At 45.0% G+C, this 21,790-nt stretch carries 16 protein-coding genes; 10 read left to right on the top strand and 6 right to left on the bottom strand.

Annotation, left to right across the window (positions count from 1 at the left end):
- The first annotated feature begins 156 nt into the window (after positions 1-156).
- The 5 genes from guaB to R8N47_RS15065 all read left to right on the top strand — a co-directional run bounded on the left by guaB (position 157) and on the right by R8N47_RS15065 (position 7,654).
- Positions 157-1,623, top strand: a complete 1,467-nt coding sequence (guaB, locus tag R8N47_RS15085) for an IMP dehydrogenase (RefSeq protein ID WP_042521181.1) — start codon at positions 157-159, stop codon at positions 1,621-1,623.
- Between the two features lie 99 nt (positions 1,624-1,722).
- A complete protein-coding gene (gene guaA, locus R8N47_RS15080) occupies positions 1,723-3,276 on the top strand; it encodes a glutamine-hydrolyzing GMP synthase (protein ID WP_005383721.1) in 1,554 nt (517 codons plus the stop codon).
- Positions 3,277-3,441: 165 nt separating this feature from the next.
- On the top strand, positions 3,442-4,965 hold the full coding sequence (locus R8N47_RS15075) for a Na+/H+ antiporter NhaC family protein (protein ID WP_064353653.1): 1,524 nt from the start codon (positions 3,442-3,444) through the stop codon (positions 4,963-4,965).
- Positions 4,966-5,177: 212 nt separating this feature from the next.
- Positions 5,178-6,881, top strand: coding sequence for a chitinase (locus tag R8N47_RS15070; RefSeq protein WP_054579030.1), 1,704 nt, complete (start codon positions 5,178-5,180; stop codon positions 6,879-6,881).
- 182 nt (positions 6,882-7,063) lie between these two features.
- Positions 7,064-7,654 (top strand): acetate uptake transporter, encoded by a 591-nt coding sequence (locus tag R8N47_RS15065; protein WP_064353654.1) that lies wholly within the window; start codon positions 7,064-7,066, stop codon positions 7,652-7,654.
- A gap of 100 nt (positions 7,655-7,754) precedes the next feature.
- Here the strand turns inward: R8N47_RS15065 and R8N47_RS15060 are convergent, their stop codons facing one another.
- Both R8N47_RS15060 and R8N47_RS15055 read right to left on the bottom strand, forming a co-directional pair.
- The gene (locus R8N47_RS15060) at positions 7,755-9,302 is read right to left on the bottom strand and encodes an alanine/glycine:cation symporter family protein (RefSeq protein ID WP_005381681.1); all 1,548 of its coding nucleotides are present in this window, start codon (positions 9,300-9,302) and stop codon (positions 7,755-7,757) included.
- Positions 9,303-9,609: 307 nt separating this feature from the next.
- Positions 9,610-10,866: a D-amino acid dehydrogenase gene (locus R8N47_RS15055; RefSeq protein WP_064353655.1), complete on the bottom strand. Its 1,257-nt coding sequence runs from the start codon at positions 10,864-10,866 to the stop codon at positions 9,610-9,612.
- Between the two features lie 106 nt (positions 10,867-10,972).
- Here R8N47_RS15055 and R8N47_RS15050 point away from each other — a divergent pair, with 106 nt between their 5' ends.
- The 4 genes from R8N47_RS15050 (at position 10,973) to R8N47_RS15035 (ending at position 15,641) form a co-directional block, all read left to right on the top strand.
- Positions 10,973-11,884: a LysR substrate-binding domain-containing protein gene (locus R8N47_RS15050; protein WP_042521185.1), complete on the top strand. Its 912-nt coding sequence runs from the start codon at positions 10,973-10,975 to the stop codon at positions 11,882-11,884.
- A gap of 119 nt (positions 11,885-12,003) precedes the next feature.
- Positions 12,004-13,272: an O-acetylhomoserine aminocarboxypropyltransferase/cysteine synthase family protein gene (locus tag R8N47_RS15045; protein WP_005381677.1), complete on the top strand. Its 1,269-nt coding sequence runs from the start codon at positions 12,004-12,006 to the stop codon at positions 13,270-13,272.
- Between the two features lie 207 nt (positions 13,273-13,479).
- The gene (locus R8N47_RS15040; RefSeq protein ID WP_064353656.1) at positions 13,480-14,811 is read left to right on the top strand and encodes an aspartate aminotransferase family protein; all 1,332 of its coding nucleotides are present in this window, start codon (positions 13,480-13,482) and stop codon (positions 14,809-14,811) included.
- Positions 14,802-15,641 carry a 3-keto-5-aminohexanoate cleavage protein gene (locus tag R8N47_RS15035; protein ID WP_033905815.1) on the top strand — a complete coding sequence of 280 codons (840 nt, stop codon included), beginning with the start codon at positions 14,802-14,804 and terminating at the stop codon, positions 15,639-15,641. The genes R8N47_RS15040 and R8N47_RS15035 overlap by 10 nt, the downstream gene beginning before the upstream one ends.
- A 74-nt stretch (positions 15,642-15,715) precedes the next feature.
- On the opposite strand, the gene R8N47_RS15030 is transcribed toward R8N47_RS15035, so the two are convergent.
- The 4 genes from R8N47_RS15030 to R8N47_RS15015 form a co-directional block, all read right to left on the bottom strand.
- Complete coding sequence (locus R8N47_RS15030; protein ID WP_005381672.1) at positions 15,716-17,083, bottom strand: Na+/H+ antiporter NhaC family protein; 1,368 nt, start codon at positions 17,081-17,083, stop codon at positions 15,716-15,718.
- 180 nt (positions 17,084-17,263) lie between these two features.
- The gene (locus R8N47_RS15025) at positions 17,264-17,851 is read right to left on the bottom strand and encodes a DedA family protein (RefSeq protein WP_005381671.1); all 588 of its coding nucleotides are present in this window, start codon (positions 17,849-17,851) and stop codon (positions 17,264-17,266) included.
- Between the two features lie 204 nt (positions 17,852-18,055).
- Positions 18,056-19,591, bottom strand: a complete 1,536-nt coding sequence (locus tag R8N47_RS15020) for a bifunctional GNAT family N-acetyltransferase/carbon-nitrogen hydrolase family protein (RefSeq protein WP_064353657.1) — start codon at positions 19,589-19,591, stop codon at positions 18,056-18,058.
- Between the two features lie 120 nt (positions 19,592-19,711).
- Positions 19,712-20,593: a LysR family transcriptional regulator gene (locus tag R8N47_RS15015; protein ID WP_064353658.1), complete on the bottom strand. Its 882-nt coding sequence runs from the start codon at positions 20,591-20,593 to the stop codon at positions 19,712-19,714.
- A 398-nt stretch (positions 20,594-20,991) separates the two neighbouring features.
- Between R8N47_RS15015 and R8N47_RS15010 the strand changes: the two genes are divergently transcribed.
- A complete protein-coding gene (locus tag R8N47_RS15010) occupies positions 20,992-21,555 on the top strand; it encodes a porin family protein (RefSeq protein ID WP_054730034.1) in 564 nt (187 codons plus the stop codon).
- Positions 21,556-21,790: the final 235 nt, after the last annotated feature.

Raw genomic sequence — 21,790 nt, 5'->3', positions numbered from 1 at the left:
ATTAAAAAATTTGTGGTCAAGCGATTGCGTTAACCGTATAATCCCTCCGCAATATCTAATCCAAATGTAGCTTGTTGCTAACACAGGTTACCCTCATTATGCGAAACGATGAGATTGGATTGTTCTTTTTACTCCTCTAATTGTGAGATATTGCAAATGCTAAGAATTGCCAAAGAAGCGCTGACATTCGATGACGTACTACTTGTGCCAGCACACTCCACCGTTCTCCCAAACACAGCTGATCTTCGCACTCAGCTAACTAAGAACATCACCCTAAACATCCCAATGATTTCAGCGTCTATGGACACTGTTACTGAAGCTCGTCTAGCGATTGCGCTAGCGCAAGAGGGTGGCATTGGCTTTATCCACAAGAACATGTCTATTGAGCAGCAGGCAGCCGAAGTTCGTAAAGTTAAGAAGTTCGAAGCTGGTATGGTGACTGACGCGGTTACTGTAAACCCTGACGCGACCATCGCTGATGTTGTTGCACTCACTGAAAAACATGGTTTTGCAGGTTTCCCTGTTGTCACTGAGAGCAATGAGCTTGTTGGTATTATCACTGGTCGTGACGTTCGTTTTGTGACGGACCTTTCTAAGAAAGTATCTTCAGTAATGACGCCAAAAGAGAAGTTGGCAGCAGTTAAAGAAGGTGCAACACGAGAAGAAGTGCAAGAGAAAATGCACGAAGCTCGTGTAGAGAAAGTATTGGTTGTGAATGATGAGTTCCAACTAACCGGTATGATTACTGCGAAAGACTTCCACAAAGCAGAACGTAAACCAAACGCATGTAAAGATGAGCGTGGTCGCCTACGTGTTGGCGCAGCCGTTGGTGCTGGCGCTGGTAACGAAGAGCGTGTTGCTGCTCTAGTTGAAGCAGGCGTTGACGTTCTACTTATCGACTCTTCACACGGACATTCTGAAGGTGTACTAAACCGCATCCGCGAAACTCGCGCTGCTTACCCAGATCTAGACATCATCGGTGGTAACGTAGCAACAGGTGCTGGTGCTAAAGCACTAATCGAAGCTGGCGTAAGCGCAGTGAAAGTTGGTATCGGCCCTGGTTCTATCTGTACAACTCGTATTGTAACGGGTGTGGGAGTTCCACAAATCACTGCAATCGCAGATGCGGCAGAAGTGGCTAATGATTATGGTATTCCGGTTATTGCTGATGGTGGTATCCGTTTCTCAGGTGATATCTGTAAAGCAATCGTAGCTGGCGCATCATGTGTGATGGTTGGTTCTATGTTTGCTGGTACTGAAGAAGCGCCGGGTGAAGTGATTTTATACAATGGCCGTTCTTACAAGTCTTACCGCGGCATGGGTTCTCTTGGTGCTATGTCTCAAGGTTCTTCTGACCGTTACTTCCAGTCTGACAACGCAGCGGACAAGCTAGTACCAGAAGGCATTGAAGGTCGTATCGCATACAAAGGCCGTCTAAAAGAGATCGTACACCAACAAATGGGTGGTCTACGTTCAAGCATGGGTCTAACTGGTTCTGCAACTATCGAAGATATGCGTACGAAAGCTGAATTTGTACGTATCTCTGGTGCAGGTATGCAAGAGTCTCATGTACACGATGTTCAAATTACTAAGGAAGCGCCGAACTACCGTCTAGGGAACTAATTACCTAACGGAAACGTTTGCTTTTTCCTTGAAGCATTAAGAAGAGGCGAGTACACTCGCCTCGGTTTTAATCACTTAGCCTTAAAAAGACTGCTCAAAATGACTAAAAATATCCATGACCAACGTATTCTGATCTTGGACTTCGGTTCTCAGTACACTCAATTAGTAGCACGCCGCGTACGTGAAATCGGCGTTTACTGTGAACTATGGAGCTGGGATGTAGAAGAAGCGGATATTCGCGAATTCAACCCAGATGGCATTATCCTATCTGGCGGTCCAGAAAGCGTAACGGAAGAGAACTCTCCACGCGCGCCTCAATATGTGTTTGACTCTGGCGTTCCTCTACTTGGCGTATGTTACGGCATGCAAACTATGGCGGAACAGCTAGGAGGCAAAGTAGCGGGCTCTAACGAACGTGAGTTTGGCTACGCTCAGGTTAAAGTTTCTGGTGAATGTGCTCTATTTAAAGACCTTGAAGCAACTCAAGACGTTTGGATGAGCCATGGCGACAAAGTAGTAGAGATCCCAGCCGATTTCGTAAAAGTTGGTGAGACAGACACTTGTCCTTACGCTGCGATGGCGAACGAAGAGAAGAAATACTATGGTGTTCAGTTCCACCCAGAAGTGACACACACAAAAGGTGGCCTACAAATGCTTGAGAACTTTGTTCTTGGCGTATGTGGCTGTGAGCGTCTATGGACTTCGGAATCTATCATCGAAGACGCGGTTGCTCGCATTAAAGAGCAAGTGGGTGACGACGAAGTTATCCTAGGTCTATCTGGTGGTGTTGATTCATCGGTAGTTGCGATGCTGGTTCACCGCGCAATCGGCGACAAGCTAACGTGTGTATTTGTTGATAACGGTCTACTTCGTCTAAACGAAGGTCAACAAGTAATGGATATGTTCGGCGACCAATTTGGTTTGAACATCATCAAGGTTGACGCTGAAGAACGCTTCCTAAAAGCACTTGAAGGCAAGTCTGACCCAGAAGAGAAGCGTAAGACTATCGGTCACGTATTCGTAGATGTATTCGATGAAGAGTCTAAGAAGCTGAAAAACGCGAAATGGCTAGCTCAAGGTACGATTTATCCTGATGTAATCGAGTCAGCTGCATCTAAGACTGGTAAAGCGCACGTGATCAAATCGCACCACAACGTGGGCGGTCTTCCAGATGACATGGAAATGGGTCTTGTTGAGCCACTACGTGAGCTGTTCAAAGATGAAGTACGTAAGATTGGTCTAGAGCTAGGCCTGCCTTATAACATGCTTTACCGCCACCCATTCCCAGGTCCAGGTCTAGGTGTTCGTGTTCTTGGTGAAATCAAGAAAGAATACTGTGACTTGCTACGTCGTGCTGATGCTATCTTTATTGAAGAGCTTCACGCTGCAGACCTATATGACAAAGTATCTCAAGCGTTCACGGTATTCCTACCAGTTCGCTCTGTAGGTGTAATGGGCGATGGCCGTAAATACGACTGGGTTGTATCACTGCGTGCAGTAGAAACCATCGACTTTATGACGGCACACTGGGCGCACCTACCATACGACTTCCTTGGTAAGGTATCTAACCGTATTATCAACGAAGTTGATGGCATTTCTCGTGTTGTTTACGACATTTCAGGTAAGCCACCAGCGACTATCGAGTGGGAATAATTTTCCTCTAGACAGTTGAGTTTATAAGAACCAGCCTTCGGGCTGGTTTTTTTGTACTTCAAGTTTGTGAAGAGGTGGTTCAACTTTTTTGTGAGAGATATATACATGCGGTTAAATTAAATATATATTCACTTTAGTTGTTTAATTATCATAAATGGTATTGCTATGGAACAGGCTGACGTTACCTCTCTCATTCCCATCCTTATTACTCTTTTCCTCGCGCTGACCACAAGAAATGTCGTTGTTGGTTTATTCGCGGGTGTGGTGAGTGGTGTCGCTATGCTTGAAGGGACATTTGTCGAAAAAGGGCCACTAGACTCGTTTAGTGCATTGATGAAAAGCTATCTACTGCCGCAATTAACTGACAGCTACAATGCGGGCGTCATTTTGCTCTTGGTCTTTATTGGTGGCTTTGTTGCCTTGATGGAGAAATCTGGCGGTGGTGTGGCGTTTGCTAAAAAGGTTACTCAATGGGTTGCGAGTAAATGCCAAGCTCAACTGTCCGCATGGTTCGGTGGTGTGGTTATTTTCTTCTCAGACCTTGGTACACCACTGATTGTTGGCCCTGTTTTTCGCCCTTTATTTGATAAGTTAAAAGTATCACGCCAAAAATTAGCTTTTATTATCGACTCTACTTCCTCTCCCGTCGCAATCTTGATCCCTTTTATCGGATGGGGCGTTTACATCATGGGATTGATTCAAAAAGAGTTTACTGCCCTGAATGTCAGTATGAGTGATTGGGATGCTTTCATTGGTGCGATCCCGTATCAGTTTTACGCCTTTCTTGCGATCGCGATTGTGCCGATTGTCTCTTTCTTCAAATTAGATTTCGGACCGATGGCGAAGGCTGAACAACTAGCAGAGCAGGGCTCCGACTTTGGGAAAGTGCAGGAGTCCATGAATGTGTTTACGCATAAAAATGCAAAATCTAGTTTTGTATGGGCACCTTTGCTCGTTATGCTGGTGGTTCTATGTACCATCCTCGTGCCACACGGTTTTCCATTTCAAAAAGTGGCAGGATCAACGTTTAGGGCTGCACTTTCTTCTGCATATTTCTTCGCGGCCTTCACTTTAATTGCGCTGATGGCGTTTTATGGCGTAAGAAAGCTTTCGGATGGTATTCAGGTTTATCTGAAAGGGATGTCAAACATGATGTCAGTGGCGGTGATTCTGGTATTGGCTTGGGCGCTTAGCTCGGTTGGGAAAGAATTAGGTGCAGCTGCATACATTGCTGAACAAGCTCAAGCCGGTTTCCCTTACTGGTTATTGCCAGCGGTTGCGTTTTTACTGGCCGGTATTATCTCGTTCGCTACGGGATCATCTTGGGGGACGTTTGCCATCATGATGCCATTAGTGATCCCAACTGCCGTCGCGATTGATGCACCACTGTTGGTTTGTATTGGTGCGGTATTATCTGGTGGCTTGTTTGGCGATCACTGTTCTCCCATCTCTGAAACTACGATTTTGTCGTCGACAGGAGCGGGGTGTGAACAGTATGAGCACTTCCGTACACAATTACCTTACGCATTACTCAATGGAATGATCGCATTGGGGTGTTTTCTTTTAGCTGGAATCAACGCCTCACCAGTGATTGTGCTTGCCGCAATTATTTCTCAGTGTGTGGTTTATTTTGTGCTGTCTAAACAAAAGTCAACCGCGAAGCTAGAGGTGGTTTCGGCAGATCAATAAAGAGAGAAACATCACAAAGCGGAGGCTCACAGGGTCTCCGCTGTTCTTTTGAGTCAAGGTAACATTTTTCTTGTGACAAAATGTGTGTGAGGACCTATTTATTCATTTTGTCTCGCAGAATCAACGTACTTGGCTCGGTGTTTCGTATATATGATCCACTATATGTCTAGTTATTCCTCGTATATTGTATTGTTGAAATCCGGAGACTAGACATGTTTGCACTCAAACATCTTCCTCTTGCATTGAGTTGTGTCTTAGCAGCACAAGTGAATGCGAGTATGAATATTCAGCCCGATCCGCAAAATCCGAATGGTTATGTTATTGCTCGTGGTGACGTTCAAGCCGTAGAGCAAAGCAAAACTTCTGATCCTATGTATGCCATTTGGTCACAAGCATTAGAGACACGCCCGAACTCAGTAGTTGAAGCGATTGTTCCAGGGGCGACAACCAACCCAGAAAACGTGAAGCGTGTAGAGCGTGTATTCCCCGAAAGTGAGTGGGACTTCCTGACTCAAATGGCGGCACCTGAATACACTTACACGCGTTTCCTACGTGCAATTGGTAAGTTCCCTGCATTCTGTGGTGAGTACACAGACGGTCGTGATTCGGATGCAATTTGTAAAAAATCGATCATGACAGCGTTTGCTCACTTTGCACAAGAAACCGGTGGCCATATTTCGATCGATAACGTATCGGATAATCCGCTAGGGTTGGAAGAGTGGCAGCAAGCTTTGGTTCATGTGCGAGAAATGGGATGGTCTGAAGGGCAAGAAGGTTACACAACAGGTTGTGGTCAAAATGACTGGCAAAACAAACGCTGGCCATGTGAACCTGGACAAGGTTACTTTGGACGTGGTGCAAAACAGCTTTCTTACCATTTTAACTATGGCGCGTTCTCTGAAGTGATGTTTGATGGTGATGCATCTGTATTGCTAAAAAATCCAGGCTTGGTTGCGGATTCGTGGCTGAACTTAGCATCGGCTATCTGGTTCTTCCTAACCCCACAAGCACCGAAACCTGCAATGCTACATGTGATTGACCGTACTTGGGTGCCTTCACAGCGTGAGCTTGATGCTGGCATTGGTTACGGCTTTGGTACCACCATCAACGTGATCAATGGTGGTATTGAGTGTGGTGAGCAAAACAAGGATAAAGGTCAACCTGTTAACCGTATTCGTTATTGGGAAGGTCTTGCCGCCCATTATCAAATTCCAATTGAAGCCGATGAGACCAATACCTGTTGGCAGCAGACGCCTTACGGTAGCTTAAATCTGAATGGTGCGACAGACGTGTTGTACACCAACTGGGATGGAAACTGGAAATACTACTCAGATCGTCCGGGAGGCCACTCTTTTGAATGTGAACTTGTTGGTTTCCAAACGGCTTACTCTGCGCTAGTTGCGGGTGATTATGAGAAATGTGTAACTAACTTCTACCAATCTCATGCGGGTTGGCCAGAAGTTCGTGTAGTTGACAAGTTAGATCCAGTGGATCCGGTCGATCCGCCTGTAGGTGGTGTGGCAGCTTGGGATTCTGGCAAAGTATATAACACGGGGGAACAAGTCTCTTACCAAGGTGCTGTTTACGAAGCGAAATGGTGGTCACAAGGTAATGAGCCAACGAAAGGAGACCCGTGGAAGCTGGTTTCAGGCACTCCTACGGAGCCGCCTACAACGGAACCTGAACCACCGGTGACTGAGCCAGAGCCGCCCGTCACAGAACCTGAGCCGCCAGTAACCGAGCCAGAACCACCAGTGACAGGCAATTTTATTCAGTGGGAGCCGGGTGTAACGCAAGTCGCTAACGGCGATAAAGTGACGTACCAAAACAAATGTTTTGTTGCGAAAAATGGCCCAGGAGTGTGGGAAAGCCCAACGCAAAGCAACTGGTTCTGGGACGAGATTTCTTGTCAGTGATCGAGTAAAAAACAACCTAACCATCTATAAAGACTCTGCTTTTTTGCAGGGTCTTTTTTTATATATGTAGTGGTTTATTTATGGAATCTAAGTTTTCAATAACAGCTTTTCTCTTTTGTTCTGGAGCCCATTAAAATTCGCGCGCATTTTTTATCAACATTTTTGAAAAAAGGTATTTGTACATGTCGACAAAACTGGCTAACCCAGCACCGCTAGGTCTAATGGGTTTCGGTATGACCACTATTCTGCTCAATATTCATAATGCAGGATTTTTCCCAATTGACTCTATGATTCTAGCGATGGGCATCTTTTACGGTGGCCTTAGCCAAGTAATCGTTGGCATCATGTGTTTTAAACGCAGTGATACGTTCGGCACAACTGCGTTTACTTCTTACGGTCTATTTTGGCTAACATTGGTTGGTCTAATCGTAATGCCTCACATGGGTCTTCCTGCAAGCCCTGCAAGCTTTATGGGTTGGTACCTAGCGCTTTGGGGCATCTTCACTGGTTTCATGTTCATTGGTTCTCTATGTTACCCAACAGCGAAGCAAGTGGTATTTGGTTCTCTAACTATCCTGTTCTTCTTGCTTGCTGCTCGTGATTTCACTGGTAGCGAAGTGATCGGTGCTATCGCTGGCTTCGAGGGTATCTTCTGTGGCGCAAGTGCAATTTACTTTGCAATGGCGCAAGTACTGAACAACGAATTTGGTCGTGAAGTATTACCTGTCGGTAAAGCAAAAATCGCTCGTAAAGTTGAAGCGGTTATCGCCTAAGCTGTTACTCATAATGAAGAAAGGGGGATTAACCATTGGTTAATCCCCCTTTTTTATGTCCTCAATCGGACCACTGCTTTTTCTTATTTATGTGATAACGCTATGTTGATGGTTGCTCAACAGTTTCTGCGCTATTGCTGTCTGCCGTTGGTGCTTTACCCGTTTTACGTCGGTACTTATCTTCCCAGTAATCTGCGCCTTTAATGCCCAGTGCAACAGGGTTAAATGTAAAATCGGTCACACCACGTTTTTGTTGCTCTTCGTAGTCGTTCAATGCTTTGAGTGCAGGCTTCGACATAAAGAAGATGATCAAAATACCGATGATGTTTAGCCACGCCATCAGTCCTACGCCTACATCACCCATCGCCCATGCTAAGTTGGCGGTTTTCACGGTTCCGTAGAACACGGATGAAATAATGATGACTTTCAGAATAAACATCAGTCCATTTACTTTGAACGTACGACGAATGTAAGCAATGTTCGTTTCTGCAATGTAGTAGTAAGCCAGAATGGTCGTAAACGCGAAGAAGAATAGAGCGATTGCGATGAATGGCTTACCCACGCCAGGTAGTGCGCTTTCGATCGCCATCTGTGTAAACACAGGGCCATTTGCACCAATATCCGCTGGTAGGTTTTGAACCAGGAATGTACCTTCAATCGCACCATTTACGTTGTACGCGCCAGTGATAAGAATCATGAACGCGGTTGCTGAACACACAAGTAATGTATCGATGTAAATAGAGAAAGATTGAACAAGACCTTGCTGAGCTGGGTGATCAACACTCGCTGCTGCTGCTGCGTGAGGACCAGTACCTTGACCTGCTTCGTTGGAGTAGACACCACGTTTTACACCCCAGCCGATTGCTGCACCAACGCCTGCCATTGGTGTGAACGCGTCACCAATGATCATGCCGAAAATGCGTGGAACCTCACCAATGTTTAGAAGGATGATGACAAACGCAGTAATGATGTAAGCTAACGCCATAAATGGCACAACGACTTGGGTAAAGTTCGCGATACGCTTTACGCCACCAAAAATGATGAAAGCCAAAATGACACAAACAACCGTACCAGTGAAAATTTTAGCAAAACTGAAGGTACCAATAGCGGTTTCAATCATGTCACCTGAGCCAAATGCGGCTTCTACTGCGTTACCGATACTGTTCGATTGAACGCCAGGAAGTAGAACACCACAAGCAAAGATGGTCGCGATAGCAAAGATCCAAGCGTACCATTTTTGTCCCATTGCTTTCTCAATATAGTAAGCAGGGCCACCACGGAACTCGCCTTCGTCTTCTTCTTTATAAATTTGTGCAAGTGTTGATTCTGCGTATGCGGTTGCAGCGCCAAAGAAGGCTACGACCCACATCCAGAATACGGCGCCTGGGCCACCGAAACCGATAGCAGCAGCAACACCAGCAATGTTACCTGTACCTACACGGCCAGACAGTGAAACGGCAAGTGCCTGAAATGATGATATCCCTTTTGTTGAACTCTTCCCTGAAAGTAATAAGCGCCACATCTCAAAGAAGTGACGAATTTGTACAAAACGCGTCATGATTGAATAGAACAAACCTGCGCCAAGGCACAAATAGATCAGTACCGGGCTCCAAATAATTCCATTCAGAAAATCAACTAATGACTGCATGAGTATTTTCCCTGTTAGTTGTGTTTGTGGTTGTTTTTCACACAATACATTACCCTTTATGTAATGCAATTGTTAACTTTTTTAGCTACAAATCCTTTGTAGCGTGATGATGAACACAGAATGGAGAGTAGTTGTTAAAATTTGGTTCTTGTTGCTTATTTGCTCCTTTTAGGTAGAAGATTTGCCTGATGATTAATTATGCAGCACATTGTCATTTAAATGTGCTGCGATTTTGATGAGTTAAAAATGCCAGTGGTTATGCATTTTGTGGAGTAAGTGTCTGCCTGTTTTTTGTTCAGTCATGTCCTCAGGCGTAACGACAAAGGTTAAGCTCCGCATTATCCATCACTTTTGTTTTTTCACCTTTCATTACGCTTGCTAGCAATTGACCTGAACCACAAGCCATCGTCCAACCCAGAGTTCCGTGTCCGGTGTTAGTAAAAAGGTTATCGTATTTAGTCGCGCCGATAATTGGTGTGCCATCAGGCGTCATTGGCCTAAAGCCGCTCCAAAACTCAGCTTGGCTGAAGTCACCACAACGAGGAAAAAGATCACGGATGACCATTTCGATAGTGTTTTTGCGCTTTTGTGGAAGGGAAGTATCAAACCCTGCTAATTCTGCGGTGCCAGCTACGCGAATTCTGTCATCAAATCGAGTCATAGCGACTTTATAGGTTTCATCCATCACAGTAGATCGAGGAGAGAAGTGTTCATCTTCCATCGGGATGGTGAGTGAATAGCCTTTGACAGGGTAGACCGGAATATCAATATCGAGTTGCTTGAGTAGCGCTGTAGAGTAGCTGCCAGAGGCCACTACATATTGGTCTGCTTTAAATTGTCCTCGGTTCGTTTGGACACCTATGATCTTTTTGCCTACTGTAACCCAATTGCTTACTTCAGTATCGAACTCAAATCGGACACCGTGTGCCTTAGCAAGCTCCGTTAGTTGTTGGCAAAATTGATGGCAATCGCCCGTTTCGTCATCAGGTAGATGCAAGCCACCAACCAGTTTGTCTTTCACAAGTGCAAGCCCTGGCTCTTGTTCAATACATTGTTCGACGTCCATTAGCTTAAATCGGGTTCCGCTTTGTTCAAGGAGCTGCATGTCCTTTTCAATAGCTTGCAGCTGTTGATGTGTTCGGAATACTTGCAAGGTCCCAAACTGACGTCCTTGATACTCAATGGCGTGTTCTTGGCGTAACTGTTCTAAGCAAATACGGCTGTGGTTAGCGATCGAAAGCATGCGAGCCTTGTTAACTTGATAGCGAGGTAGGGTGCAGTTCGCGACCATTTTACTCGCCCAGCGGATCATGTCGGCATTCAGAGTGGGTTTGATTTTAAGTGGAGCATGCTCTTCCACTAACCACTTAATGGCTTTAACAGGAACACCAGGCGCAGCCCAAGGCGAAGAATAGCCATACGAGATCTGCCCGGCATTGGCGAAGCTCGTTTCCATGGCACTGCTTGGTTGGCGGTCAATGACGGTAACTTGATAGCCTGCTTGAGATAAATACCAAGCAGAGGTTAAGCCGATAACGCCGCTGCCTAATACGATGACTTCCATTGATGCACTCCACACATTTATCAGAGTGCTCAGTTTCTTTTCTTTACCTTTTATTAACAATCGATATAAATTACACACAGTGTTTAGAAAAACTATAGGCTCAAGGATGAAAAGTAATCTGATAAGTGGTTTGTGCCTATTTAGCCAAGTCGCGGAGTACAGTAGCTTTACTGGTGCCGCAAGACATTTACACCTCACCACTGGTGCCATAAGCCAACAAATTATTCATTTGGAAGCGTTATTAGGTTTTACTTTATTTGAACGCCACTCTCGCGGTATTCGTTTAACCGTAAAAGGCACTCAGTTACACCAAGCGACGCAGTTTCACTTTTCGGAACTGAGCAAATTGCTTGATGAGCTCAAAGTAGAAAAGCAAACCAATGAAATTCGTTTGAAGTTGACGCCTTCTTTTGCTTTCAAATGGTTAGTCCCAAAGCTCGAAAGCTTCCATCATGATAATCCGGATATCCAAGTACAAATCTTTGCGGAAGGTGCGCTGGTAAATAGTGAGATAAAAGACTATGACGTCGCAATTGACTATGGTCTTCATCCTTATAGAAATGCTAACGCGGAGCTGATTTTGGATGAGCATCTGCTACCGGTGATGAGTCCAAAATACCTTGAGGATCATGGCTGGCTAAAAACGTTGTTTGGTGAGCAAAAAAACTCAATGCCAGTGAAGCAATGGCAAGAGGCGACGCTACTACACGATGCGATGCCATGGGAAAAAGCGACGCGTGACTATGAGTGGCTATATTGGGCGTCAGCGATGGGGTTGGATTTTAAAACCGATGTCGGACACTTTTTTAATCGAACGGATATGGCGATGTCTGCAGCCGAAGCTGGCGTTGGGATTGCGATGGCTCGAATGGCATTGATTGAGGATGAATTGACGACAGAGCGTTTGGTTTCTCCATTCAAACCGATTCCTGCCAATGCAGGGTATTACTTGATCATGAACACACGTACGAATGCGACAGAAACGTTTCGTCACTGGTTACTTGGACAGTTGAATTAGCGTTTTATCTCTGTGATTTATCCCTACGTTATTTGTTGAAAAATTGGGCAATATAAGTTTTATAAGCAAGGTAAGTGCTTTGCTTGCCGCTATTTGAGTGATGAAAGACAGGGAAGAACATGAAAGACGAAACGCTATCCATCCATTTTGGTTACGAAACTGACCCGACCACCAAATCTGTCGCGACACCGATTTATCAAACAGTCGCGTACGAGTTTGACAACGCGCAGCACGGCGCTGATCTGTTTAACTTGGAAGTGCCGGGGAATATCTACACTCGCATCATGAATCCGACTAACGATGTTCTGGAAAAACGCATGGCGGCGTTAGAAGGCGGCATTGCTGGATTGGTCGTGAGTGCGGGGAGTGCAGCGATTAACTATGCGATTCTGACCTTAGCGCAAGCGGGCGATAACATCGTTTCTACGCCGCAACTTTATGGCGGTACTTATACCTTGTTTGCGCACATGCTGCCAAATCAGGGTATTCAGGTGAAGTTTGCTAAAGATGACAAGCCAGAAAGTTTGGCCGAGTTAATTGATGAAAATACCAAAGCGGTGTACTGCGAGAGCATTGGTAACCCTGCAGGTAATATCATCGATTTAGAACGTGTGGCGGAGCTTGCTCACGCACAAGGCGTGCCTGTGATTGTGGATAACACCGTCGCGACGCCAGTGCTGTGCAAACCCATCGAGTTCGGTGCGGATATAGTAGTTCACTCTCTCACTAAATACGTTGGTGGGCATGGCACCACATTGGGTGGCGTGATTGTGGATTCAGGTAAATTCCCTTGGGCGCAGCACAAAGACCGCTTTCCTGTTTTCAACCAACCAGAACCTTCTTACCACGGCGTGGTGTATACCGAAGCGTTTGGTGAGGCGGCATTTATCGGGCGTGCGCGTACCGTACCACTGCGTAATACCGGAGCCGCATTATCACCGATGAATGCATTTATGCTTATGCAAGGGCTAGAAACGTTACCGCTGCGTATGGAGCGCCATACCGAGAACACACTCAAAGTGGCTGAATTCTTGGAACAGAATGACAAAGTCAGTTGGGTAAGTTATGCCGGATTGCCAAGTTCTGAACACTTCCATCTCGCCGAAAAATACATGAAAGGTAAGCCTTCTGCGATTTTGTCGTTTGGTTTAAAAGATGGTTATGACGCTGGTGTGCGTTTTTATGATGCTTTGAAAATCTTTAAGCGTTTGGTGAACATTGGCGATGCAAAATCATTGGCTTGTCATCCTGCATCGACGACTCATCGTCAATTGAGCGAAGCAGAACAAAAACAAGCTGGTGTGTCTCCAGAGATGATTCGTTTATCGGTGGGTATTGAACATATTGACGATATTCTAGCCGATTTAGAACAGGCACTAAACGCGTAAACGATTCTGTTTTTAGCTTTGGGTTACCCATAGGCCAGCCTTTAAAAAAGCTGGCCTATTTTTATTTTATTGTTTAAATATCAAGGGTTTTGGTGTTTTTGGTTTGTGGCATTCCAAAAGCTCATAGAGGGTGAGATTTATTCTCTTGTCACGTTTGGGTTTGTTCCTGATGATGTGTGCAAGTATTACACATTGGAAGGGACTCAAATGTCTTACGTATTTCACCGTCATTGCCATGCCACGCTACCAATCATCGATAGAGGTGAAGGTGTTTATCTATTCGATAAGCATGGAAAGCAGTATCTCGATGCTTGTGGTGGTGCTGCGGTATCAAACCTTGGCCACAGTCATCACGCCGTTAAAAAAGCCATGTTGGAACAGATCGAGCGAGTGCCATTTGCTCATACTGGATTTTTTACTAGTGACAACAGTGAGCGCCTAGCAGAATTGATTTGTCAGCATATGCCTGAACAGTTCAACCATGTGTATTTAGTCAGTGGAGGATCAGAAGCGGTGGAGTCGGCACTAAAAATGGCGCGGCAGTATTTCGTGGAATCAGGTAAGCCAGAGAAAAAGCAATTCATCGCGCGTCAGCAAAGTTATCACGGTAATACCTTGGGGGCTCTGGCTGTCGGAGGTAATGAATGGCGACGTGAACCGTTCAAACCCATCTTACACCCGAGCCATCATATCGCCCCGTGCTATGCTTATCGTTATCAGCAGAGTCATGAGTCGGAATTGGATTACTCATTGCGAGCGGCGAATGAGCTAGAGGCAAAAATTCTTGAGTTGGGGGCTGATAATGTCATGGCTTTTGTCGCCGAGCCCATTGTGGGTGCCACCGCTGGAGCTGTGCCTGCAACGCAAGGCTATTTCAAGCGTATTCGCGAAATATGCGACCAATACGATGTGTTATTGATCTTGGATGAAGTCATGTGTGGCGTTGGACGCAGTGGCAGTTTTTTTGCGTTTGAGCAAGAAGAGGCAGAGCCCGATCTGGTTTGTATGGCTAAAGGGCTTGGTGCGGGTTATCAACCTATTGGCGCGGTGGTTGCGAATGATCGAGTCTACCAAGCTATTGCCGGTGGAAGCGGTTTTTTCCAACATGGTCATACTTTTATGGCGCACCCTGTGGCGTGCGCTGCTGCCGTGGCGACCATTCAAACCATCTTCCAAGATGATTTGTTAACGGCGGTGAATCGGCAAAGTGCTTTGGTGCGTAATGAGCTTACTTCTGCATTGGCCCATTTACCGTACATTGGCGACATTCGTGGTAAAGGTTTGTTTTTTGGCATTGAGCTGGTGGCCGATCAAGAAAGCAAGGCGCCTCTGAGTAAAGCCACATTGGCAGACAAACGCATCAAACAGCGAGCAATGGAAAATGGCTTAATGTGCTATCCAATGGGCGGAACGATTGATGGCGTTAATGGGCACCATATCTTGCTTGCGCCGCCATTCATTATTCAGCCTCACCATATTGATGAGCTAGTTGGCAAACTCTCATTAACGCTAAAAGAGGTAGCGAAGGAATGGAATTAGAAAATCGATGTATACGAGAGCCTATCGCTATTATCGTGGCCCCAAACGGTGCAAGAAAAACTAAGCACGATCACGCCAGCTTACCCATGACAACAGACGAACTGGTTGCAGAGGCTATCGCTTGTCAAACGGTAGGGGCTGCCATGATCCATTTGCATGCTAGAGACGCCAACGGACGTCATTCATTAGACATCGACGACAACATGGCAATTTACCATGCCGTGAAAGAAGCGGTGGGACAAAACATGATGGTACAGCTCACCACAGAGGCGGTGGGCTTGTATTCTCCGCCACAACAGATGGCGTTAGTTAAAGCTGTGAAACCAGAAGCGGCTTCTTTTGCATTGAGGGAGTTAATCCCTGATCGCGCAAGTGAGAAAGAAGGGCATGCCTTTTTCCATTGGGTGGCAGAACACAACATCGTGAGCCAAATTATTCTCTACGATGCAACCGACATTGAACGTTATTTCCAACTGCGTGATGCGGGCGTGTTACCTAAAACGCATCAGCATGCATTAGTGGTGTTAGGGCGTTATCACCAAGCTCAACAGTCTTCGCCATGGGATTTACGAGGTTTGAATTTGGCGCGTTTTGTCGAGGAAGAAATTCGATGTGCCATTTGTGCTTTTGGCGCGCGAGAGCAAGACTGTTTAGCGAGTGCGATGTTACTTGGATTCGATGTGAGAGTGGGGTTTGAGAATAACCACGTCGATGTGGCAGGCGAATTAGCAATCAGTAACGCGGCTCAGGTGGAAGCTCTACGCGATGTGGCGCATCGCTTTGCGATTCCTTTACGCAGTGCGCAAAGTTTGCGTTCAGCTTTGAAGTAAATCTGCTCGCGGAAAAGAAAAAAAGAAGAAAGGAAAGTAAAAAGGCTCCATCGGAGCCTTTTCGGTATTTGTCGTTAGTTCTCAGTTTGCGCTACAGGTTGACGAGCGGGATGTTTGATAAACACCGCGACAACAGCCGCTATCGCTAATGCAAAACAGTAGTAAGAATTGGCAACTACTTCAAGTGGCGAGAGGTTGAACACGGAACCTAGCAGTAGTACTTGAGCACCGTAAGGCAACACGCCTTGCACCACGCATGAGAAAATGTCTAACAAGCTTGCTGAGCGGCGAGGAGAGACATTATTCTCTTCCGCCAGTTGGCGAGCAACGCTGCCCGATACAATGATGGCTACGGTGTTGTTTGCCGTACAGCCATTGACCATTGATACCAAACCTGCAATACCTAGCTCGCTTGCACGACTGTTCGCATGCTTAGAGTGACTAGAGCCAAACGCGTGGATAAGGCTACTAACGAAATTTGTTAGAAAAGCAAGACCACCTTGGCGACGCATCAGTTCACTCAAGCCACCAATCAGCATGGATAACAAGAAGATCTCTTGCATGTTACCAAAGCCTTTGTATACGTCTTGGGCTAGATTAGTTAGTCCGTAATTGTCAATCGATGCCAAGCTCACGCCGCCAGCCAAAAGAATGCCAATCGACAGAACCACAAACACATTCACACCAGATACCGCTAGGATCAAAATAGTGATGTACGGCAAGACTTTTAGCCACTCAATATCGCCAGTTGCAGGCACTTGAGTCGCGGTGCTGTTGAAAGCGAACACTGCAATCGCGATCAACGCCGCAGGCAAAGCAATACGAATGTTCTCTTTAAACTTGTCTTTCATCTCACAACCTTGAGAGCGTGTCGCCGCGATCGTGGTGTCAGAGATGATAGAAAGGTTATCACCAAACATAGCGCCGCTCAGCACAACGCCTGCGGTTAACGGTAAGCTCATTCCTGCTGATTCAGCAATACCCAACGCTACGGGGGCAACGGCTGCGATGGTACCCATCGAAGTGCCCATTGCTGTTGCGATAAAAGCAGAAATCAGAAAAATGCCCGGTAAAATCATGCTGGTTGGAATAGCGGATAAACCAAGGTTCACTGTTGCATCAACACCACCAGAGGCTTTTGCTACCGCAGCAAAGGCACCTGCAAGCAGATAGATCATACACATTGCGATGATGTCTGGGTGGCCAACACCACGCATGAAGTGTTCGATTGAGCGGTTAAGTTTCTCTTTACTTAAAAGAAACGCAATGATGATGGCTGGTAATACCGCGATGGGTGCAGGCAACTGGTAGAAGGCAAATTCCACGCCTTGCAAAGATAAGTAAGTGCCTACGCCAATAAATAGCGCAAGGAATACAATTAATGGGATCAGTGCGACCGCAGACGGTGCAACTGTTTTAGTAGTTTGTTGGGAACCGGACATGTAAACGACAATGTTAATGATAAGAGAGAAGAGCAGACTAATATCACATTTCTACATTGTCAACGTCTAGACGTCTAAATGGCCGTTTAAATTTTACACGTAAAGAAAAAGAGAAAAGCTCGTGTTGCGTATCTCACTGATACCACGAGCTTTAGTTATGCGCTAATGAAGAGACTGTCGTTATTGCATTGATTTGGCTTTTTTGCGTTTAACAATACCTAAAACCATCCACGTAAATAAGACAGCAGCAAATGCCCATACCAGATATTTGTATTCGGTGTACAGGTTGCTCAACACGCTTAAATGCTCAAATGCAAAGTGAGTTAACAAGCTGAATACCAATACCCAAACCGTCGCCGCGAGAGCGTTACCGAGCAAAAACTCTCTACGTGGCATTTTCGCGATACCGCATGCAAGAGGCATAAATTGCTTCATTCCTTCAATAAAGCGGCTGACGACCAAGCACGTAGGGCCGTATTTCTGGATAGTCAATTGAAGCGTTTGCATCTTCGGGCCGGAAATGTAGCCTTTTTTATCCAACCAGCCTTCAAAGTAATAGCCGATTAGGTAACCACAGGTATTACCCAAAAAGCAGCTCAGCCACGATACCATCATTACCATACTTAGGTTCATGACTTGTTCTGACGAGAGCAAAGATGCCGCGATCATCAGTGATTGACCAGGCATCGGGATACCTATCCCTTCTAGAAATATACTGACAATCAGCGCAACGTAGCCGTATTGCTCAAGCAAAGGCTTCATTGACACGAGAAGTTCGTTAATCTGTTCCAAAAGCTTTCCCCCAATAAAAGCGGAACGAAGTTGGAGTGATACTCCGAATGTCCTATTGGGTCAATTCTTGTTTCTCACCATTGAGAAAAACTGACATGCCTCTGATAATTGCGCAGAATCAACCTGCAGCAGGCTTTATTCGCCGCCACGCTCTTTGGTAGCGGCGAATTAGGGAGATCCTTATGACTCTTTGGCTTTGGTGAATGCACCATACAAATCAAGGCGGCGATGACGTAAGTTGGTGACAGAGCCTTCGGTATTAAGCTGTTTCAACTTAGTCAAATCAACATCAGCGAAGATTATCATTTCGGTGTTGGCGCTTGCTTCTGTCAAGGTCGCATCGTGTGGAAAATAGATATCCGACGGTGAAAATACGGCAGATTGTGCGTACTGGATATCGACATTATCAACACGAGGTAAGTTGCCAACACTGCCACCAATTGCAACATAGCATTCGTTTTCAATAGCACGCGATTGGGAACAAATTCGTACTCGTTGATAGCCATTTTTTGTGTCCGTCCAGAAAGGAACGAATACAATTTGTGCGCCTTGTTCTGCTAACATTCTTCCCAATTCAGGGAATTCGCTGTCATAACAAATCAGTATGCCGACTTTGCCCGCATCGGTTTCGAACACTTGAACATTGTCACCACCGTCGATCACCCAGTCTCTTTGTTCATGAGGCGTGATGTGGATTTTATATTGAGCGTTAATTTCACCATCTCGTTGCAGCAAGTAGGCCACATTATACAGTTTGCCATCTTCGATAACGGGCATACTGCCTGCAATAATGTTGATGTTGTAGGTGACTGCCATCTGCGAGAAACGGTTTTTGATCTCTTCCGTAAAGCTAGCCAAAAAGCGGATTGCTTCAACGGAATTTTTGTCGTTTTGCAAGCCCATCAGCGGTGCGTTAAAGAACTCAGGGAATAGGGCGAAATCGGCCTTGTAATTCGCAAGAGAAGAAATGAAGAACTCAGCTTGATCGAGCAAATCCTCCAGGTCATTCATCGCGCGCATTTGCCACTGTACAACACCAATTCGAATCAGAGTCTTTTCTACATCGTGTACGGATTGAATATCCTCTTCGTAGAAAAAGTTATCCCACTCCAGCAGTGTCGCGTAACCTTTAGAAGCGCTATCCTCTGGTAAGTAGCCGCGCATGATTCGTTTTACATCGAAGTCGTTAGCAAGCTGAAAAGACAAAATAGGGTCATGAAGCTCACGGCGTTTTACTTTGTCGATGTATTCAGCCACGCTCAGTTCGTCAGCATATTTGTGGTAATTCGGGATGCGACCACCGGCTAAAATTGCTTTGAAATTCTTACTCCGGCAAAGTTCTTTACGCGCATCATACAGACGGCGACCTAAACGTAGCCCTCGATAGTCCGGGTGGACAAATACATCGAGACCATACATTGCATCACCGGTTACTTGATTCTGTATGACGTTGTTTTCGGTAATGATGTCGGTATATAGATGAGGAAGAGAAAAGCGGTTGTAGTCCACTTTAATGGTTAATGCTGCACCGACTATTTTGCCGTTATCTTCAATACAGATTTGGCCATCAGGAAACTGATGAATGAGATCCATAATAGTCAGCCGTGGCCATGAGCCGCCAACATCAGGAAACACTAAGTCCATTAGTTCTGCAAGCTCAGGGTAATCCGTTGGCTCAATGGTACGTAATGAGAGTTTGGGCGAATTGCTGTCCATATCTTTCAATCCATTTATCCTTTTGAAACAGTGTTAATGAGAATGCCACAATTTGGAGCAGACAGATACTGAAGTCTTTGAGTTGTTTTGGTTTACCAAAAGCATTTCAAGAAAACAATATTAGCTTAGTTTGCTCTTCAACCATTCGTAAAACGCCGCCACTTTCTTAGCCGATAGGCGATAATTCGGGATCATCACGTAATAACCATAACCACTCTGTAAAGTTAGGTTGAGAATATGTTGGATATCCCCTCTTAAAATAGAATTCTGCGCCATAAAATCAGGAAGTAAGGCGAGTCCTTTTCCCATTTTGACGGCTTCGTAAGCTAGGTAAAAATGTTCAAAGCCTACAGGTTGATAGGTAACGGGAGATTCTACAGTGTAGACAGCTTTAAATTGCTCCCATAGCTGAGGGCGAGTGATTTGAGGTATAAAAGGATAATTGCTAACAGCGTGCACACTCTCAATTGCAGGAGCATTTGTACAACCGACTAATAACAATGTTTCTTCGCACAGTAAGTGGCTGTATTCATAATGTGTGGATAATGGAAGGCAGCGAATATGTAAGTCACTTTCGTTGCTCGAATCTTTGACGTTCCCATCCCCAGTACAGACTATTACTCGGATGTTAGGATGTTGCTGGTGGAAGTCATCAATATTAGGTATCAACCAAAGACTGGCAAAAGAAGGGGTTACGTCCACGGTGAGTAATTCTTGCTTTGAATCTGACTGGATTAAGTTGGCAGTTGCATGCTGAATAAGCTCCAAAGCTTCTGTGACTTGCGGCAGATAACGCTTGCCTTCTTCGGTTAACTCAATACCACTCGTCCCTCTTTGTATTAAAGGTAAGCCCACCAATTGCTCCAGCGATGCGATTTGTTTGCTTACTGCGCTTTGCGTAATACATAGGGCATCCGCTGCTTTAGAGAAACTGAGGTAATTAGAGACCGCGACAAACGTCCTTAATGCTCGAATAGAAGGGTATTCACTGCCTTTTAACATACTTCAGTTCCATTAAACTCTGCTTAGGCAAAGAGTAGAGTATTCACGGCTTGAAGCAAAGTAAGATGCAACGTATGTGTGATTAGCTTCCTTTCTTATAAAAACTAGCTAAGCGTTTTTTGACTGATTAATCTACAAGAGTATTTTAGATGTTTATTTAATTTCTTTGAAAAATCTACAAATTAACAAGAATCTTTTTCACATCAGCGATTAACCTCAATTTAGTATTGTTTATATAAAGTAAACAGACAGCTCTTTTTTTCTGTTTTTGTTCGGCGTTCTTTAGAGGATTGTCAGTGTTCTATAAAATTAAATATATTTTTCATTAATTTAAAGTTGGCATTGCATTTGCTCTTTACTATTCGAACCTTCAATGGAACTTATATTAGGAGAACGAAATGAAAAGCAATGTTGTTACTTTGATTAGCCTTTTTTCTTTAGCAACGTTTAGTACTTTATCACATGCTGCGGACTCCAACGATCATGGTGTATATGTTGGCACCAACTACGGTTACTTAAAAGTTGATGGACAAGATGACTTTGATGATGACAGCGATGTTATTCAAGGTTTAGTTGGTTACCGTTTTAATCCTTACTTAGCGTTGGAAGGTGGTTACATTGATTTCGGTAGCTATGGTAATAACCTAGCAAATGCCGAAACGGACGGCTATACAGCGGCTCTAAAAGTTACCGCTCCCATTGCTGATCGTGTCGACCTTTACGCAAAAGGCGGTCAAATGTGGTACTCGACGGATTACAACGTTGCGGGCTTCCAAGGCAACAAAGATGATGAAGGTGTATTCGCTGGTGCCGGTGTCGGTTTTAAAGTTACTGATAACTTCTTAGTTAACGCAGAATATATGTGGTACGACGTAGAACTCAATGCGGAGAATGTCGCGAACGGTGCAAACACGGAAACAGACTTTAACCAAGCATCACTAGGTGTAGAGTATCGCTTCTAATATAGTTAGCCGTGCTGGACTCAATAAAAGTGCGAAGCAAAATAGCTTCGCACTTTTATTATTTATCATTCAAATAATTTAAGACCGATGAAGCGTATATATAAAACGATGGCTAATTTATTTTATTGTTACTCCAGGGTATTTAATACGTTACTAGCATGACTGTCTAGCCTTTTTACTAACCTTGAAAAACAAAGCTTTATTGCTCTACAAGTAATATTAGATAGGTTAATTT

Source organism: Vibrio sp. 2132-1 (genome assembly GCF_033344315.1).
This window is presented reverse-complemented; position numbering and strand designations above follow the sequence as displayed.

What these genes read in the sequence shown, in the direction of transcription:
- guaB (WP_042521181.1), top strand. Translation starts at nt 157, where the DNA reads ATGCTAAGAATTGCCAAAGAAGCGCTGACATTCGATGACGTACTACTT.
- R8N47_RS15020 (WP_064353657.1), bottom strand. Translation starts at nt 19,591, where the DNA reads ATGGACAGCAATTCGCCCAAACTCTCATTACGTACCATTGAGCCAACG.
- R8N47_RS15040 (WP_064353656.1), top strand. Translation starts at nt 13,480, where the DNA reads ATGTCTTACGTATTTCACCGTCATTGCCATGCCACGCTACCAATCATC.
- R8N47_RS15065 (WP_064353654.1), top strand. Translation starts at nt 7,064, where the DNA reads ATGTCGACAAAACTGGCTAACCCAGCACCGCTAGGTCTAATGGGTTTC.
- R8N47_RS15055 (WP_064353655.1), bottom strand. Translation starts at nt 10,866, where the DNA reads ATGGAAGTCATCGTATTAGGCAGCGGCGTTATCGGCTTAACCTCTGCT.
- R8N47_RS15030 (WP_005381672.1), bottom strand. Translation starts at nt 17,083, where the DNA reads ATGTCCGGTTCCCAACAAACTACTAAAACAGTTGCACCGTCTGCGGTC.
- R8N47_RS15075 (WP_064353653.1), top strand. Translation starts at nt 3,442, where the DNA reads ATGGAACAGGCTGACGTTACCTCTCTCATTCCCATCCTTATTACTCTT.
- R8N47_RS15035 (WP_033905815.1), top strand. Translation starts at nt 14,802, where the DNA reads ATGGAATTAGAAAATCGATGTATACGAGAGCCTATCGCTATTATCGTG.
- R8N47_RS15015 (WP_064353658.1), bottom strand. Translation starts at nt 20,593, where the DNA reads ATGTTAAAAGGCAGTGAATACCCTTCTATTCGAGCATTAAGGACGTTT.
- guaA (WP_005383721.1), top strand. Translation starts at nt 1,723, where the DNA reads ATGACTAAAAATATCCATGACCAACGTATTCTGATCTTGGACTTCGGT.
- R8N47_RS15050 (WP_042521185.1), top strand. Translation starts at nt 10,973, where the DNA reads ATGAAAAGTAATCTGATAAGTGGTTTGTGCCTATTTAGCCAAGTCGCG.
- R8N47_RS15070 (WP_054579030.1), top strand. Translation starts at nt 5,178, where the DNA reads ATGTTTGCACTCAAACATCTTCCTCTTGCATTGAGTTGTGTCTTAGCA.
- R8N47_RS15045 (WP_005381677.1), top strand. Translation starts at nt 12,004, where the DNA reads ATGAAAGACGAAACGCTATCCATCCATTTTGGTTACGAAACTGACCCG.
- R8N47_RS15060 (WP_005381681.1), bottom strand. Translation starts at nt 9,302, where the DNA reads ATGCAGTCATTAGTTGATTTTCTGAATGGAATTATTTGGAGCCCGGTA.
- R8N47_RS15010 (WP_054730034.1), top strand. Translation starts at nt 20,992, where the DNA reads ATGAAAAGCAATGTTGTTACTTTGATTAGCCTTTTTTCTTTAGCAACG.